Raw genomic sequence first — 15,213 nt, forward strand, 5'->3', positions numbered from 1 at the left:
CGACGGGTGTCTCAGCGCCAGACCGGCAGGTTCAGCCACCAGCCCCACCATTGCGGCCAGCCCTGCGTCCAGAACGGCCCGCTGATCACGATGCAGACGGCGCTCCAGAAGCCCGCCGACAGGGCCAGGAACAGGCCGAGCCGGTGGATGCCGAGCGTGCCGATCGAGTAGCCGATCGTGTCGCGGAAGAAGGTGTCCTCGTGCTCGGGGGTCTTTACCGTCTCGCCCGGCTTCGGGTTGGTCGCCGACAGGATCAGGCCGCCGTGCATCGCCAGCGCCAGGGTCGTGGTGAAGAAGAACGTCACGGCCAGCATGTGCGCCGGATTGTAGTGGAAGTGGAGGTATTGGTATCCGGTGTTCGACACCCAATCGAGGTGGCTGAGGATGCCGTACGGGAACCCATAACCCCAGGCGCCCATCAGGAACGGCCGGATCACCACCAGGGTGAAATAGGCGAAGATCGCCACCCCGAAGGCGAAGGGCACGTGGTAGCCGATGCCGAGCTTCCGGCAGATCTCGACCTCGCGCATCATCCACGACAGGAACGAGCCGAGCGCGCACATCGTGATGATCTGCCAGAGCCCGCCCTCCTTGAGGGGCGCGAGCTTCAGCCCGTAGGTGATGTCGGGGGGCGCGATATTGATCTGCCAGATGTTCCAGGTCGGCCCGATCGCGGCCCCGTAGATCACCAGCGCGGTGCCGAGCACGGTGAAGAACAGCCCGGTGACGCCGAAGAATCCGACGAAGAACGGTCCGACCCAGAAGTCGAACAGGTCGCCGCCGAGCAGCGTGCCGCCGCGGATCCTGTACTTTCGCTCGAAGCTCAGCATCGCCATGGCGGACACTCCTCAGCCCGGCCGGAACGGTTTGTGATTTTTGGGACCGCGGCCGTCGCGTGCCGCGGTCCCGGCCAGCCTGGATCAGGCGGGCATGCTCGGCAGCGCGAGGGTGATGTTGCTCGCGGCCTTATTCTGCCGCGGACCTTCCAGCCAGTTGAACCGGTCGGTCGAGAGCAGGATGAAGTGGATCAGCAGCGCCAGGATGAAGAGGAAGGTGAACAGAGCCACCAGGGTGCGCCGCGGATCGAACAGTAACCAGACCTTGTGCATCCGATCCTCCTCAGCCGATCAGCGTGACGACGGCGCGGGCCGCATCGCCGACGCCCTCGAGGGAGGCGTAGCCCTGCGGTCCGGGAAGCCACGGACGCCACAGCCAGACGAGGATGTGGGCGACCACGGCGATCGCCGTGAAGATCAGGAAGCTCGTCAGGAAGATCGCGTGGAACTCCTTGGCTTCCGGTTCCGTCAGCCCGGACAGGCTGCTCGGTCTTTCTGTTGCAACGGGTCCACCGGCCATCGTTCAGACCTCCGTGTGTTGGCCGCGCCCCCGAAGGAAGCGCGACGGGTTCTGCCGTGGCGCGCGCGGCGGTCACGGCTTGACTTCCCCCGCGTCACCGGACGGAAGCGTCTCGATCAGGGCGTTCAGCCCATGAAGGCGAAGGGGATCGCCTGGACCGCCATGGCCCGGGCCTCGCCGAACACCGAGCGGCGCGCCGGCGCGAGTCCGGAGCGGGACGCATCCCGGGCCGGCTTGAACCGGGCGAAGGCGGCGGCGGCCAGGAAGCACGGGTAGGTGGCAGCCAGGATCAGCCGGAACTGAAGGGCTTCCTGGTGCAGGCGGGCGGTCGGGACCATCGTGCGCATCGGCAGGTCTCCTCTGGGGGGAACGGAAAGGCGGCTCATGCGGGGATTCCCCCGGCGAGATCGGCACGGGCGCGGGCCACATGGGCGGGGGCCACGGCGGCGGATTCGGCTGAGCGAGCAGCGCGCTCGGCGGCGTCGCGCAGGCGCTTGGCGCCGGAGATCCGGGCCAGCACCGGCTGCGCCTCGACCAGCTCGTGGAGGGCCGCGCGCGCGGCCTCGTCCCAGGGCAGCTCGCGGTGGTGGCGCGCCGGGGTGGCCTCGACCGCGTCCATATCGCGGGCGAGCGGCAGGATGTGGAAGAGCGTGTCGAACAGGGCGTTGCAGACTTCCTGGACCAGGTAGGTCGCGCCCGCGAACCCCATGAACGGCGTGCCGGTGTGGCGCCGGATGATCGCACCGGGGAACGAGGCCGGGATGTAGGTCGCCCGCGCCCCGCACTCGGCGAGGTACATCCGCTCGTTGAACGAGCCGAACAGGACCAGCGGCGGCTTCTCGGCGACGGCCTTGCGGACAGCGTCGTTGTCGGGCTTCTGCCCGGCCGACCGGCTGAACGCGAAGGTGCAGGGCAGGCCCATCTCGTCTTCGAGGAAGTGCCGGACGCCCCGGGCGTAGGTCTCGGTCGCGACGATCCCGAAGCTGGCGGTCCCGAAGAAATCCTGCGTGACCGAGCGCCAGAGGTCCCAGACCGGCTTGATCGTGGTGTGGCGCTCGCGCTCGATGAACGGCTCCGGATCGAGGCCGAGGATCTCGCCGAGCGTGCGCAGGAACTTCGTGGTCGAGAGCACGCCGATCGGCGCCTGCAGGTAGGGCCGCTCCAGGGACTCGCAGAGCAGGCGCCCGAACTCCCGATAGAGGCAGATATTGGCGTCGGCGTTGACGAGCTTGGGCACGTCCGCGAGGTGCGAGCCCAGCGGGAAGGTCAAGTTGACCTCGGCGCCGATCCCCTCGACCAGCCGCCGGATCTCGGCGAGGTCCGAGGGCATGTTGAAGGTGCCGTAGGCCGGCCCGATGATGTTGACCCGGGGCTTCTCGCCGGGCTTCTTCTCGGGCCGGGCCGGGATGCCTGTCTTGGCGAACTTTCGCGCCCCGTATTCCTGCCAGAGCCAGCGCATCGCGCGGTCGGCGGCTTGCCACTGATCCTCGTCGATGGTGCGCGGCAGGAAGCGCTGCAGGCCGGTGCCCTCGGGCGTCACGCCGCCGCCGATCATCTCGGCGATCGAGCCGGTCACCACCACGCTGGGCAGGCCCGGATCGAGGGTGGCATGGGCGCGCTTCATCGCGCCCTCGGTGCCGTGGCGGCCGAGTTCCTCCTCGGCCAGCCCGGTGACGACGATCGGCAGCTCGTGCGGCGGCAGCGCGTCGGTGTAGTGCAGCACCGAGGTGACCGGCAGGTTCTCGCAGCCGACCGGGCCGTCGATGACGACCTGCAGCCCCTTGATCGCCGTGAAGACGTAGACGGCGCCCCAGTAGCCCCCGGCCCTGTCGTGATCGAGGATCAGCATCACGCCATCTCCCCGATCGGCTTCTTCGGGCCCTCGATCTTCGGGCCCTGCCGCCGCTGCGGCGTGTCCTGCCAGACGCCGGCGGAGAAGCCGGTGCCGACACCCTCGAAGAAGTCGCGCATGGCGTCGAAGCGGGGCTTGTTGGCCAGCGCGCCGTTGATCACCCGCGCCAGGGAGCCGGCGCCGGCCGCGCCCATGAGCGGGCGCGCCGAGATCAGGTTGGTGAAGTAGAGGGCGGGCGTTCCGCGCTCCTTGGCCCGCTGCACCACCGGCGTCGTGCCGATGGCGAGATCCGGCTTCAGAGAATCCAGCGCGTAGAGGTCGTCCTCCAGCGAGGCGCGGTACTGCACCTGCGTCCCGCGGGCCTCGAGCCAGTCGCGGTCCGCCTCGGACCACGGCGTGCGCGGGCAGGCGGTGCCGACATAGGGCACCTCGGCGCCGCTCTCGACCAGCAGGCGAGCCACCAGCAATTCCGAGCCCTCGTAGCCCGAGAGCGTGATCCGGCCCTTGATCGGCATGGCGGCGAGCGCGCCCTGAATACCCGGCAGCAGCCGGTTCTTGGCCGCCTCGACGGTGGCCCGGGCGACGCCGCAGGCCTCGCCGATCCGGTCGAGCCAATCCGCTGTGCCGTCGACGCCCACCGGGGCGGAGCCCACCACGGGACGGCCCGCCGCCTCGAACTCACGGATCGACGCTGTGTAGAACGGGTGGATCGCGGCCACCGCGGCGCAATCCAGGGCGGCGTAGAGCTCGCGCCATTCGCGGGTCGGCACAACCGGCCCGGCAGCGAGGCCCAACGGCTCCAGCAGCGCGCCGATCACAACCGGGTCGGCCGGGAAGATCTCGCCGAGCAGCGCCACGCTCGGGCGCTCCGATCGGCCGCCGCGCGGGGTCGCGACCGGGCCCTGCTCGGCCTCGGTGCGGGCGACCTTGAGCATGGCGCCGGCCAGGACGTCCTTGGCCTCGGCATGGGTCGGCACGCCGAAGCCGGGCACGTCGATGCCGATCACCCGGACGCCGTCGATCTCCTTGGGTAGCAGGCGGAGCGGCACACCGGAGGCGGTCGGCACGCAGAGGTTGATGACGACGACGGCGTCGTAATCCTCCGGCTTCGCGGTGGCGTGGACCGCCTCGCGGATGTCCTCGAACAGCTTGCCGGTGACCAGCGTCTCCGAGTTGAACGGCACGTAGCCGACGCTGCGCCTTGCGCCGTAGAAATGCGAGGTGAAGGTCAGGCCGTAGACACAGCAGGCGCTGCCCGAGAGGATCGTGGCGGTCCGGCGCATGCGCAGGCCGACCCGGAGCGAGCCGAAGGCCGGGCACATGCTCTGCGGCTGGTCGTGGGGTCCCTGCGGATAGTCGCTGCGCAGCTGCGCCAGGGTCTCCGACATGCCGGCGGCCTCGGCGGCGGCCCGCATCGCGTCCTTGCCGGCGTGACAGCCGAGCCCGTCGCCCTTGGTGGCGGCGAGGTCGACGGGCGTGGCCGCCTGGCGGGCGCGCAGATCGGCGATGTCGAGGGAGACGGCCATGCCCTAGACCTCGTCGTAGACGACTTCGAGGGACGGCTTGGCCACGTGCGCGACGCCGCACATGTCCTCGTGGGTCGCCGGGACCAGGACCACGTCGCGGCCGGTCACGTCGCTGGAGAACAGGCCGAGCAGCCCGTCCTGCGTGAGCGGCGTCGGCCGGTGCGGGGCCGCCTCGGCGACGTTGGCCGCCAGGTCCGAGAACAGGCTGCCCCAGCGGCTCTCCGGCCGGCCGATGATCTCGTAATTCGCGCTCTTGCGGCGGATGTCGTCGTCGGCCGGGATCGAGGCCAGGACCGGGATGCCGGCGGCGGACGCGAAGGCCTGCGCCTCGCCGGTGCCGTCATCCTTGTTGATCACCAAGCCGCCGACGCCGACATTTCCGCCGAGCTTGCGGAAATACTCCACCGCCGAGCAGACGTTGTTGGCGACGTAGAGCGATTGCAGGTCGTTCGAGCCGACGACGATGACCTTCTGGCACATGTCCCGGGCGATCGGCAGGCCGAAGCCGCCGCAGACCACGTCGCCCAGGAAATCGAGCAGGACGAAGTCGAAGCCCCATTCGTGGAAGCCGAGCTTTTCCAGCAGCTCGAAGCCGTGAATGATGCCCCGCCCGCCGCAGCCGCGCCCGACCTCGGGCCCGCCGAGCTCCATGGCGTAGACGCCGTCGCGCTTGAAGCAGACATCGCCGATCGCCACCGGCTCGCCGGCGAGCTTCTTCCGGGTCGAGGTCTCGATGATGGTCGGGCAGGCCTTGCCGCCGAACAGCAGCGAGGTCGTGTCGCTCTTCGGGTCGCAGCCGATCAGCAGGACCTTCTTGCCCTGCTGGGCCATCATGTAGCTGAGATTGGCGAGCGTGAACGACTTGCCGATGCCGCCCTTGCCGTAGATCGCGATGATCTGCGTTTCTTTCTTCACCGGGGCGGTCGGGACCGCATCCGGCTCGATCGCCGCTTCGGCGCGGAGCTGGGTGGCCTGGTCGAGGGCGGCCTTGCTGAGCTGAACGTTCACGCGGCGTCCCTCCAGTCGAGAATCATCTTCAGGCAGGCGGGATCGGCGAAGGCGGTGCGGTAGGCGTCCTGGGCTTGCGCCGCCGGGACACGATGGGTGATCAGCCCGTCGAGGGAGAGCCGGCCGCCCTCGATCAGAGCCGTGACGGCGGCGAGATCTTCGGGGCGGAACTCGGCCGAGATCCGGATTCGCGCCTCGCGCATGAAGGCGGGCGGGAAGGCGAAGGACAGGGGCGCCTCGTAGAAGCCGGCGAGCACGATCTCGCCGCCGGGCGCCAGGCGGGCGATCAGGCCGTCGAGGCCGGAGGCGTCGCCGCTGACATCGGTGATCACCGTGTAGTCGCGCCGGGCATCCTCCTCGGGCGCCAGGACCGTGTAGCCGGGGCTACCCTCCCGCCGAGCGAAGTCCCGCTCCCAGACGGTCGGCTCGGCGCCGGCCGCCACGGTGAGGCGCGCGAGGAGCCGCCCGAGCACTCCATGCCCGACGATGAGCGGCGTCGCCCCGGGACGAAGGCCGCCGAGCGCCCGGTAGGCGGTGGCGGCAAGGGCGATCAAGCAGGCGCGGTCGCCGAGCGCGGCATCCACGGGCACGAGGCGGGCCGCCGGGGCGACGAGGTGCGAGGCGGCACCGCCGAACAGGCCGCGGACGGCGCCGAAGCAGCGCGCGCCGGGGACGAAGACAGTCTGGCCGACCCGAACCGCAGCATCGGCGCCGGCCTCGACCACCGTGCCGACGGACTCGTAGCCGGGGACCAACGGGTAGCCCATTCCGGGAAAGGGCGGCATGCGGCCGGACCAGAGGAGACGCTCGGTCCCGGTGCTGATCCCGCTCCAGGCAATCGCCACGACGGCGTCGTCGGCGGCGGGCGGCGTCAAGGGCAGGCGGTTGAGCGCCAAGCTTTCCGGACGTTCGAGGATGACGGCAAGAGCGTCCATGACTGGAATGTTCCGCCCTGTGTCTCGCGACTCTCGCCGCTCTGGAGCCGCCTTGTGTCATCCTAGATAGACACAAACCTGCGTCAAGTTATTCTTACACTAGCGGGCGTCTTTCTGCGCGACGATCAGGCGGGTCAGGAGCGGTCTGCGCGTCGGCCGCTCCTTGGACGCGGTGAAACCGGCCTGGCGCAGCATCCCGTGCAGCTCCTCGGCGCGACGCGGCCGGCCCGATCCCATGGCCAGGAGGTAGAAGCCGAAATAGGCGTCGCCGACCGGCTCGGCGCCGGGCGTGCCGGCCATCGGCTCGGCGAGGATCACCGTGCCGCCGGGGGGCAGTGCCGCGTGCGCGGCCGCGAGGAGGGCCTGGGCCGGGGCGTCGTCGTGATCGTGGAGGATGCGGATCAGCGTGATCGTGTCGGCGCCTGTGGGCAGGCCATCGTGGAAGCTTCCGCCGCGGCAGGCGATCCGCTCGGCCAGCCCGATCTGCGCGATTCGCTCGGCGGCGCGGTCCGCGACAGCAGGAAGATCGAAGAGCGTGAGGCCCAACGCGCCGTGACGGGCCGCGACGGCCTGCAGGAAGGCGCCTTCGCCGCCGCCGACATCCATGAGGTGCCGGCTGCGGGACAGGTCGCAGGCATCGAGCACGTCGTCCGCAATCAGCGCCTGCGAGGCGCCCATCAGGCCGCCATAGGGGGCGACCGACGCCGCATCGCCGATCGCGCCGGACGCGTAGGGCCAGTAGCCTGCCAGCCGGGTCGGTCCCGCTGCGCCGCGCAGCAGCGCGACCGGATCGGCGAGATCGGCATAGAGCAGCGCGTGGTGCTCGACCATCGCGGCGATCCCGGGATTGCCGGTGAGCGCGGCGCCGAGATCGGCGAGGCCGAAGCGGTCCCCGGGCAGCGTCCGGACGAGGTCGAGGGCGACGGCGGCGCGCAGCAGGCAGCGCGCGTTCTCGAGCGGGAGATCGAGCCGGCGCGCCAGCACCTCGAGGGGCAGCGGCCCCTCGGTGAGGATCCGGAACAAGTCGAGCCGCATGCAGGCCGTCAGCACCTGGGCGTAGACGAAGCCGGCGCAGAGATCGAACAAAGCCCGCGTGTTCTTCCGGGCGATGCCCCGGGTCAGCGGGAAGCCCGCCGCCCAGCGCTGGAAGCGCGGGCTCGCCACGAGGCGGTTGCGCCAGCCGAGCCAGCGGTCGCGCAGCGAGGCCGGCGCGGCCAAGGTCGCGCCGGGGCGGGGAACCGAGCCGGCGGTCAGGCCGCCACCGCGCGCAGGCTCGCCGGCAGGAACAGCCGCGCCTGCGCCTCGATCTCGGCCTTGAGCTGCGCCAGGCCCGGGCAGGCCGGGATCGCCGCCACCGCATCGCGGGTGAGCCGGGCCAGGCGGTCGAGGGCGCCGTCGGTGCCGAGCAGGGCGGCGGCGTTGGGGCGCCCGAGGGTGGCGTCGCGGCCGGCGGGCTTGCCGATCTCCTCCTGGCGGCAGGCGACGTCGCGCAGGTCGTCGGCGACCTGATAGGCCTCGCCCAGGCATTCGCCGAGGCGGCGCCAGGGCTCCGGATCGGATCCGGCGGCGGCGGCGCCCAGCACGGTCGCGGCGGCGAACAGGGCGCCGGTCTTGGCCTGCTGGTAGTCGCTGAGGCTGATATGGGCCTCCGATTCCCAGGCCTGCCCGGCCGCGATGCCGTTGGGCGAGCCGGCGGCGCGCCCCAGGAGTCCGACCAGCCGGCCGAGCCTGACCGGATAGGGTCCGGCGGCGCGGGCCAAAGTCTCGAAGGCCAGGACGATCAGGGCATCGCCGGCGAGCACCGCGATCGGCTCGCCGTAGGCGACGTGGACCGTCGGCTTCTGGCGGCGCAGGGGGGCGTCGTCGAAGCAGGGCAGGTCGTCGTGGACCAGGGACGCGCAGTGCAGCAGCTCGATCGCGGCGGCGGCGGCCTCGGAGGAGGCCGGGTCGTCGTCGCCGCAGGCCCGGGCGACCGATAGGCAGAGGCGGGGCCGGATACGGTGCCCGCCGGGGAAGACGGCGTAGCGCAGGGCCTCGGCCAGCAGGGGCGGCGCGCCCGGCGCCTCGGCATAGGCCACGGCGCGGTCCAGCGCCTGTTCGATCCGCCGGCCCGACTCCATGACGCGCCTCCCGTGTTATCATCGGTTGTCAGCGACAAGTGTCATTTCTTATTGACACTTGTCGGGCCGCAGATCAATCCCGATGGTGCGGTTGGAGGCGGGGTTCAGCGTGGCGCAGGAACGCGTCGTCGTGATCGGGGCCGGGATCGGCGGTCTGGCCGCCGCCTTACGGTTGGCCCATGCCGGGCTGGACGTAACGGTGGTTGAGCGGGCCGCGCGGCCGGGCGGCAAGATGGCGAGCGTCCGGGTGGGCGATTCCCGCGTCGAAACCGGTCCGACCGTGTTCACGATGCGCTGGGTCTTCGAGGAATTGTTCGCCGAATCCGGCGCTGCCTTCGACGAGCACGCAATGCTAGCGCCCGCCGGCCTCCTGGCCCGCCACGCCTGGACGCAGGACGAGCGTCTCGACCTGTCCGCCGATCTCGACACCTCGGCGGCCGCGATCGCGGCCTTTGCCGGTCCCCGGGAGGCCGAGGGATACCGCCGGTTCTGCGCCCGCTCGGCTGAGGTCTACCGGACCCTGGAGGGGCCGTTCATCCGCGAGGGTCGCACCAGTCCCACCGGGCTGGCCCAGCGAGTCGGGATCTCGGGGCTGGGCGATTTGTGGCGGATCCAGCCCTTCGCCACCCTGTGGTCGGCGTTGGGTACGTTCTTCCGCGATCCCCGGTTGCTGCAGCTGTTCGGGCGCTACGCCACCTATTGCGGCGCCTCGCCGTTTACCGCGCCGGCGACCCTGATGCTGGTGGCCCATGTCGAGCAGGCCGGAATCTGGACGGTGGCGGGCGGCATGAGCGCCCTCGCCAAGGCGGTGGCCGACCTGGCGGCGCAGCGCGGGGCGACGTTCCGCTACGGCGCACATGTGGACCGGATCGTCACCGCGGGCGGTCGGGTCTCGGGCGTGATCCTGGCGGATGGCGAGACGATCTCCGCCGACTGCGTCGTCTGCAACGCCGACGCGTCGGCTTTGGGCGCCGGTCTGTTCGGCCAGCAGGCGGCGCCGATGGGCGAGCGCCTGGCGCCCGCCGAGCGCTCGCTCTCCGCGCTGACCCTCGCGGCCGTCGCGAAGCCCGACGGCTTTCCGCTGGCCCATCACAACGTGTTCTTCTCGGGCGATTACCGGGCCGAGTTCGACACGATCCTGCGCCGGCGCCGCCTGCCCGACGACCCCACGGTCTACATCTGCGCCCAGGACCGGACCGAGTCCGGTGCGGAGCCCACCGGGCCGGAGCGCCTGCTCCTGCTCGTCAACGCCCCGGCCGACGGCCGGGACCGCCCGCCGACGCCCTCGGAGATCGAGACATGCGCGACGAATCTGAGCCGCCGCCTGGAAGCCTGCGGTCTGACCTTGGCGATGGCCTCGCCCCCGGTCCTGACCGATCCGGCGGGGTTCGAGAGCCGGTTTCCCGGGAGCGCGGGAGCGCTCTACGGGAGGGCGCCGCAGGGCTGGGCCTCGACCTTCAAGCGCGCGGGGGCCCGGACCGCCCTGCCCGGACTGTACCTGGCGGGGGGCTCGATCCATCCCGGCCCGGGCGTGCCGATGGCGGCGCAATCGGGCCGGCTGGCGGCGGCTGCGATCCTGCAGGACCGCGATTCGACGGCCCGGTCGCGCAGAACGGCTACGCGTGGTGGTACGTCGATGCGGTGAGCGACGACGGCCGCCAGGGGCTGACGATCATCGCCTTCATCGGCAGCGTGTTCTCGCCCTATTACGGCTGGAGCGCCGACAAGGACCCGTTCGCGCATTGCGCGATGAACGTCGTGCTCTACGGCGACCGGACACGCTTCGCCATGACCGAGCGCGGCGCCGCCAGCCTGTCCCGAAGCCGGCATTCCCTCGCCATCGGTCCGAGCGCCATGGCGTGGGACGGCACGACGCTGACGATCCAGATCGACGAGCGCGGCGCCCCCCTCCCCCGGCGGGTGCGCGGCACGGTGCGGCTCACCCCGCGCGGCTTCACCTCCGGCCCGTTCCAGCTCGACCCGAACGGCCGGCACCGCTGGTGGCCGATGGCGCCGTCCTCCCGCGTCGAAGTCGAGCTCGACCAGCCGAACCTCCGCTGGACCGGCAGCGGCTATTTCGACACCAATGACGGCGACGAGCCCCTGGCCTCGGCCTTCACCCGCTGGACCTGGTGCCGGGCCGACCTGCCGGACGGCGCGGCGATCCTGTACGACGTGCGCCACCGCGACGGCGGCGGCCAGAACCTGTCGCTGCGCTTCTCTCACGACGGCAGCCGCCGGGAGATCCGCCCGCCGCTGGCCGCCCCCCTGCCGTCCACGTCGTTCTGGCGCATGCCCCGGGAGACCCGCAGCGACGACGGCCGCGCCCGGGTGCTCACCACCTTCGAGGACACGCCGTTCTATTCCCGCTCCCTGCTCGCCTCGACGCTCGCCGGCGAGCCGGTGCGGGCGGTGCATGAGAGCCTGTCGCTCGATCGCTTCCGCAACCCGCTGGTGCAGTTGATGCTGCCGTTCCGCATGCCGCGGCCCTATGCGGGGTGAGGTTTTGGGTTTGGAACAGTGTGTCGCCGTCCCTGCGTCGTCCGGGTTCGTCGTCGATCAGGCGCAGCCCATCGACTTCGAACCTCCCACCCTCCACCTCATCCCCAGGTGCCGCGGCGACGCGAAGGCCTCGGGATGAGGGCGTGGGTTGGACTATGCGTTGAATTTCCGAGCAAGTTCGAAAATACAGCGGCTTACGATACTAACATCAGGCGCATCAAAAATTCACCGTAGTACCGGCCCGCGACTTTCAGCGCTCGCTCTTCCAGTCCATATTCTTCAAAGCCGGCACGCCTGTAGAGACTAGCTGCCTGGTCGTTAGACGTTCCAACCGCCAAGGTCAGTTCCTCCACAACACCACCGGCGTGCTCGATCACCCGGGCCACAAGCGCCGACCCGAGGCCCAAGCCGCGAGCTTCGGGCCGGACATATATGCCCCAGAGCACACCCTTGTGCCGGGTTTTGATCCCCTCCGGAATGAACAGCCCGGCGATGCCGTCGAGAGCGGGCAAGCCCTTTCGGCGCGCGCCGAAAACGATGCCGCTCTCCAAACGGCGCCGCGAATCGTTGAGCGTTTGACGCACCTCCTCCTCGTAAGACGCCCCGAAGGCTTCGGGATGCCTGCGCAGACCGTCCAGCCGAAGCTCACGAAAATCGGTCGCGTCTGAGCCACTCAGGCGCATCACGGCGAAAGGCGCGCCGGTCATGCCGCCAACGTGCGCCCCCGCGCCGCCGCCAGCACGGTGTCGGCCGGGACGTTCACCCAGATGTCCCCATCGGGCGCCGGACCCGCCGCGAGCCAATCCCCGACGATCCGGTATCCGAGCGTGTAGCCGAGCCAGCGCGGGTAGCGCCCGCCTGTCCCGTAGAACCACGCGGCATGATCGTAATCCGTCGCCGCCAGCGCAGCGGCATCGGGACGGTTGGCCGCGAGCACGGCGTCGGAGACGGCGCATTCCCACGGCTCGGGCGGCGTGCCGAACAGGTGGCTGGCGAACCGGCCGGCCAGGCCCTCGCTGACCAGGGTTTCGCCGAGCGTCGTGCCGTAACCCGGCCCGGTCATGCGCACGCAGTGATGCACCTCGTGCACCATCGTCCGGCGAATATCTCCCGTGGGCAGGGACGTCGCGAAGTTGGCATTGTCGGGATCCAGGGTCAGCCAGACGAGGGTCGGACGATGGGCCTGGGCCGTCGTGCCGAGCTCCGGGATGACCGCGTCGGGATTGCGATCCACTACGATGTCCAGGGCCGGCGGGGGCAGGACGCGGGCGATCGCGTCGCGGGCGATGGCGATCTCCGCCGCAATCGTCTCGCGCCAGGGCCGCAGATCGCCCGAGGCCTCAAGCCAATGTACTTGCCAGGACATCGCCACACACCGCTCGGCGTCGTCGCCTCATCCCAATCCCGTCACAGGTGACCCAGAACCTTCGCCTGCGGCTCGTGGAGGCTCTTCCACAGGGAGACGCCCTTCGACCAGGACGGCATGTCCTCGACACGGATCGATGCGCCGTCCTGGGCGTAGCGCTTCGCCTTCTCGGCCTCGCCGTAGGCTTTGACGAAGTGGTTGACGACGGGATTGTCGGTCTCGACGCTGAGGGCCGCCCGCCTTTGGTGCCGCTCCTTGGCGAGGCCCTGATACTGGACCTGCGCGGCGGCGCGTTTCTGTGCCCAATCCAGGGAGGCTTTCTCCTCCGGGCCGGCGCCGTCCAGCACGGTGATCGTCGCCTTGGCCGCCCCCGCCGCATCGGTGCCGCGCGGGTTGGCGGCCCGGGACGCGCGCGCCTCGATCGACGCCACCTCGGCCTTGGCCGCCTTGACCTCGGTTGCCGAGAACAGGCCGCCGTGATTGGTGGTGATGGCGTAGAGCGCCCGGCGGTCCAGCGTCTGGATCCGGATGACGCCGTGCCAATCCTGGTCGGAGGTGCCGGCATCGGCGACCTTTCCGAGCTTCTGATAGCCGGCATCCAGGAACTTCCGGGTGTCGACCGCCACCTGGGAGAACGACTTCTTATCCGCATCCGCGGTGGCGGCCGACCCCGTGGATGTCGCCCGGCCGGACCGATCCGAAATTGACGCGGCCGCCGATTTCGTCGCCTCCGCGTGGGAATGATAGGATCTGCCGACGAATTTCACGAATGCCGAGAACATGCCGATTCCCCGTCGATGATGTTTGGACTGAATATATTCCGGCGCCGAGATTATTTTGCGCTCGTATTCAACGAGTAATCTAAGATAAAATTTTTGATTGAAACGGATGCACGCCGATCTGTCCGCGTGAACTTGCTGACATCCGGCCATGACGTGGCGTCGGTGTCAAGCAAAGCGCCCCTCACCGCTTCACCGTGCTTGCTACGGGCAAAACAGGTCGGACCCTTCATCGCTTCCGGTCGCGGGAGGCCAACGCTTTGTGTGGAAGCGAGGGCAAGACCGATACGGGCACGCCCTGCTATCCCCGGGGTCGCGCAGCGGCGCCCGGGATCCAGAGCCGCCGACACGACAGGCTCGTCCACCGACGGCGTTCTCGGATTGCCGCCCCTGGCGGCCCCTTCGGGTCCGGGCTCAGCTGCGGCGCTCCGGGATGGCGGGGGCGTTCTGTGAGACTCAGCCTCACGCCGGGATCGATTGCCGCCGGCGACAAAATCCCAGGGGTTGGATCCGGTCGGCGATGCAGGCCAGGGTGGCGAGGCCCAGCATCAGCCCGAGCGGGAAACCCGTGAGGCCGGCGCCCTCGCGCAGGAGCGCGAACAGGGGTGTCGCCAGCAGAAGCGCGCGCTCGTGGCGGCGCAGGCCGCCGGCGCTTTGGGCCAAAAGCACCAGCAGCAGCGTCGCCGGGACGAGCGGGACGAGATCGTAGACCGGCAGGTAGGGCGAAAGCAGCGGCGCGGCGGTCAGCAGGGCTGCGGCGCGCAGGGCGGGCGCGGCGGGCCGCGTCCAGGCGCGGATGGCGACGGCGAGGGCCAGGGCGGCGACGAGGGCCTGAAGCGCCCAGGCCGCTGCGATCGGGCCGCCGAGCAGGCGCACGGCCCCGAAGGCGCTGGCATTGAGCTCGAGCCCGGCCGCGGCGTTCTCCAGGATGATCCGGTTGGTCTCGCCCAACGTGCCGAGAAAGCCGAGCCAGGGCGCGGTGCCGAACAGGACCAGCGAGGCCCCGCACAGGCCGAGAACGGTCGCGAGGCAGGAGGCCAGGCAGGCTCTGCGGCCGGTGATCAGCAGGAGCAGCGGCGCCAGGGCGGCGAAATGCGGCTTGTAGGCGAGCAGGCCGAAGCACAGGCCGGCGAGCCAGGGCCGGCGGTCGACCAGGAGCGCCCCGAACGTCAGGAGCGCGGCGGTGAAGAGGCCGTTCTGGCCGTAGGTCAGGTTGCAGAACACCAGCGGATGGGCGAGCGCGATCCAGGCCGCGTCGCCCCGGCCAGCGGCGAAGCGCATCGCCCCGGCGAAGACCGCGAGCGACAGGGCGGTCCAGAGCCAGAAGGCCGGCTGCGGCTCCAGGCTCGCGAAGGCGGCGGCCGGCATCAGGAAGACCGGCGGGTAGTGCCAGGCGAAGCGGCAATCCGGCCCGAAGGCGGCCTTCAGGTTCGCGAGATGGACGGGCAGGTCGTAGGGCTCGCCGCCGCGCCCTTCGAGCGCCGCCCGGCCAGCCACCCAGATCTGGCTGAAATCGTTGCCGAGCATGTCGCCGTACCAGTTCCGGCGCGGCTCCGGGCCGGTGCCGAACACCACCGCGACGACGGCGAGGGTCAGCGGCACCAGCACCCAGGCGGCCAGCTTGGCGAAGGCTAACAGGCGGGCATCGCTGCCGGCGAGGTCCTTCAGGTCCGCCCAGAGCGCGGTGGGGCGGGAGGCCGGCGCTTCGATCGGGATGGGCGCGGACATGGCGGCTTTCGGCGATGCGGTGCCGTTTCAGCCTAGGCGAG

The 15,213-nt window shown here is 70.6% G+C and carries 17 protein-coding genes; 3 read left to right on the top strand and 14 right to left on the bottom strand.

All coding sequences use genetic code 11. The features are described from left to right. Window positions 1-11: 11 nt before the first annotated feature. The 10 genes from pufL to BMZ47_RS10940 form a co-directional block, all read right to left on the bottom strand. Window positions 12-836, bottom strand: a complete 825-nt coding sequence (gene pufL, locus BMZ47_RS10895; RefSeq protein WP_007563664.1) for a photosynthetic reaction center subunit L — start codon at window positions 834-836, stop codon at window positions 12-14. 84 nt (window positions 837-920) lie between these two features. After that, entirely contained in the window at window positions 921-1,109 is a 189-nt protein-coding gene (pufA, locus tag BMZ47_RS10900; RefSeq protein ID WP_007563662.1) for a light-harvesting antenna LH1, alpha subunit, read from the bottom strand. Window positions 1,110-1,119: 10 nt separating this feature from the next. Further along, window positions 1,120-1,356 carry a light-harvesting antenna LH1, beta subunit gene (gene pufB, locus BMZ47_RS10905; RefSeq protein WP_091861799.1) on the bottom strand — a complete coding sequence of 79 codons (237 nt, stop codon included), beginning with the start codon at window positions 1,354-1,356 and terminating at the stop codon, window positions 1,120-1,122. A 125-nt stretch (window positions 1,357-1,481) separates the two neighbouring features. Next, window positions 1,482-1,703 (bottom strand): hypothetical protein, encoded by a 222-nt coding sequence (locus BMZ47_RS10910; protein ID WP_200905612.1) that lies wholly within the window; start codon window positions 1,701-1,703, stop codon window positions 1,482-1,484. A 35-nt stretch (window positions 1,704-1,738) separates the two neighbouring features. Continuing rightward, the gene (bchZ, locus tag BMZ47_RS10915) at window positions 1,739-3,205 is read right to left on the bottom strand and encodes a chlorophyllide a reductase subunit Z (RefSeq protein WP_091861802.1); all 1,467 of its coding nucleotides are present in this window, start codon (window positions 3,203-3,205) and stop codon (window positions 1,739-1,741) included. Continuing rightward, entirely contained in the window at window positions 3,205-4,734 is a 1,530-nt protein-coding gene (gene bchY / locus BMZ47_RS10920; RefSeq protein WP_091861805.1) for a chlorophyllide a reductase subunit Y, read from the bottom strand. Before bchY ends, bchZ begins: the two co-directional genes overlap by 1 nt. A gap of 3 nt (window positions 4,735-4,737) precedes the next feature. Then, entirely contained in the window at window positions 4,738-5,742 is a 1,005-nt protein-coding gene (locus tag BMZ47_RS10925) for a chlorophyllide a reductase iron protein subunit X (protein WP_091861808.1), read from the bottom strand. Beyond that, window positions 5,739-6,677: a chlorophyll synthesis pathway protein BchC gene (bchC, locus tag BMZ47_RS10930; protein WP_091861811.1), complete on the bottom strand. Its 939-nt coding sequence runs from the start codon at window positions 6,675-6,677 to the stop codon at window positions 5,739-5,741. The genes BMZ47_RS10925 and bchC overlap by 4 nt, the downstream gene beginning before the upstream one ends. Before the next feature lie 99 nt (window positions 6,678-6,776). Continuing rightward, entirely contained in the window at window positions 6,777-7,895 is a 1,119-nt protein-coding gene (locus BMZ47_RS10935; RefSeq protein WP_091861813.1) for a methyltransferase, read from the bottom strand. 32 nt (window positions 7,896-7,927) lie between these two features. Then, a complete protein-coding gene (locus tag BMZ47_RS10940) occupies window positions 7,928-8,797 on the bottom strand; it encodes a polyprenyl synthetase family protein (protein WP_091861816.1) in 870 nt (289 codons plus the stop codon). An 82-nt stretch (window positions 8,798-8,879) separates the two neighbouring features. Between BMZ47_RS10940 and crtD the strand changes: the two genes are divergently transcribed. Further along, the gene (gene crtD, locus BMZ47_RS10945) at window positions 8,880-10,442 is read left to right on the top strand and encodes a 1-hydroxycarotenoid 3,4-desaturase CrtD (RefSeq protein ID WP_208601036.1); all 1,563 of its coding nucleotides are present in this window, start codon (window positions 8,880-8,882) and stop codon (window positions 10,440-10,442) included. After that, window positions 10,439-11,299 carry a carotenoid 1,2-hydratase family protein gene (locus BMZ47_RS10950; protein WP_091861819.1) on the top strand — a complete coding sequence of 287 codons (861 nt, stop codon included), beginning with the start codon at window positions 10,439-10,441 and terminating at the stop codon, window positions 11,297-11,299. The genes crtD and BMZ47_RS10950 overlap by 4 nt, the downstream gene beginning before the upstream one ends. Window positions 11,300-11,493: 194 nt before the next feature. On the opposite strand, the gene BMZ47_RS10955 is transcribed toward BMZ47_RS10950, so the two are convergent. The 3 genes from BMZ47_RS10955 to BMZ47_RS10965 are packed head-to-tail and all read right to left on the bottom strand — an operon-like array spanning window position 11,494 to window position 13,291. Continuing rightward, a complete protein-coding gene (locus tag BMZ47_RS10955) occupies window positions 11,494-12,006 on the bottom strand; it encodes a GNAT family N-acetyltransferase (RefSeq protein WP_091861822.1) in 513 nt (170 codons plus the stop codon). Next, window positions 12,003-12,665 carry a DUF2268 domain-containing putative Zn-dependent protease gene (locus BMZ47_RS10960; protein WP_091861825.1) on the bottom strand — a complete coding sequence of 221 codons (663 nt, stop codon included), beginning with the start codon at window positions 12,663-12,665 and terminating at the stop codon, window positions 12,003-12,005. Before BMZ47_RS10960 ends, BMZ47_RS10955 begins: the two co-directional genes overlap by 4 nt. A gap of 41 nt (window positions 12,666-12,706) precedes the next feature. Beyond that, the gene (locus BMZ47_RS10965; protein WP_139220967.1) at window positions 12,707-13,291 is read right to left on the bottom strand and encodes a hypothetical protein; all 585 of its coding nucleotides are present in this window, start codon (window positions 13,289-13,291) and stop codon (window positions 12,707-12,709) included. Between BMZ47_RS10965 and BMZ47_RS29130 the strand changes: the two genes are divergently transcribed. Further along, window positions 13,278-13,409 (top strand): hypothetical protein, encoded by a 132-nt coding sequence (locus BMZ47_RS29130; RefSeq protein ID WP_280142721.1) that lies wholly within the window; start codon window positions 13,278-13,280, stop codon window positions 13,407-13,409. The genes BMZ47_RS10965 and BMZ47_RS29130 overlap by 14 nt on opposite strands. A gap of 497 nt (window positions 13,410-13,906) precedes the next feature. On the opposite strand, the gene BMZ47_RS10970 is transcribed toward BMZ47_RS29130, so the two are convergent. Next, window positions 13,907-15,172 (bottom strand): glycosyltransferase family 87 protein, encoded by a 1,266-nt coding sequence (locus BMZ47_RS10970; protein ID WP_091861831.1) that lies wholly within the window; start codon window positions 15,170-15,172, stop codon window positions 13,907-13,909. Window positions 15,173-15,213: the final 41 nt, after the last annotated feature.

It is taken from the genome of Methylobacterium brachiatum, from assembly GCF_900113845.1.
Classification (GTDB): Bacteria; Pseudomonadota; Alphaproteobacteria; order Rhizobiales; family Beijerinckiaceae; genus Methylobacterium; species Methylobacterium brachiatum.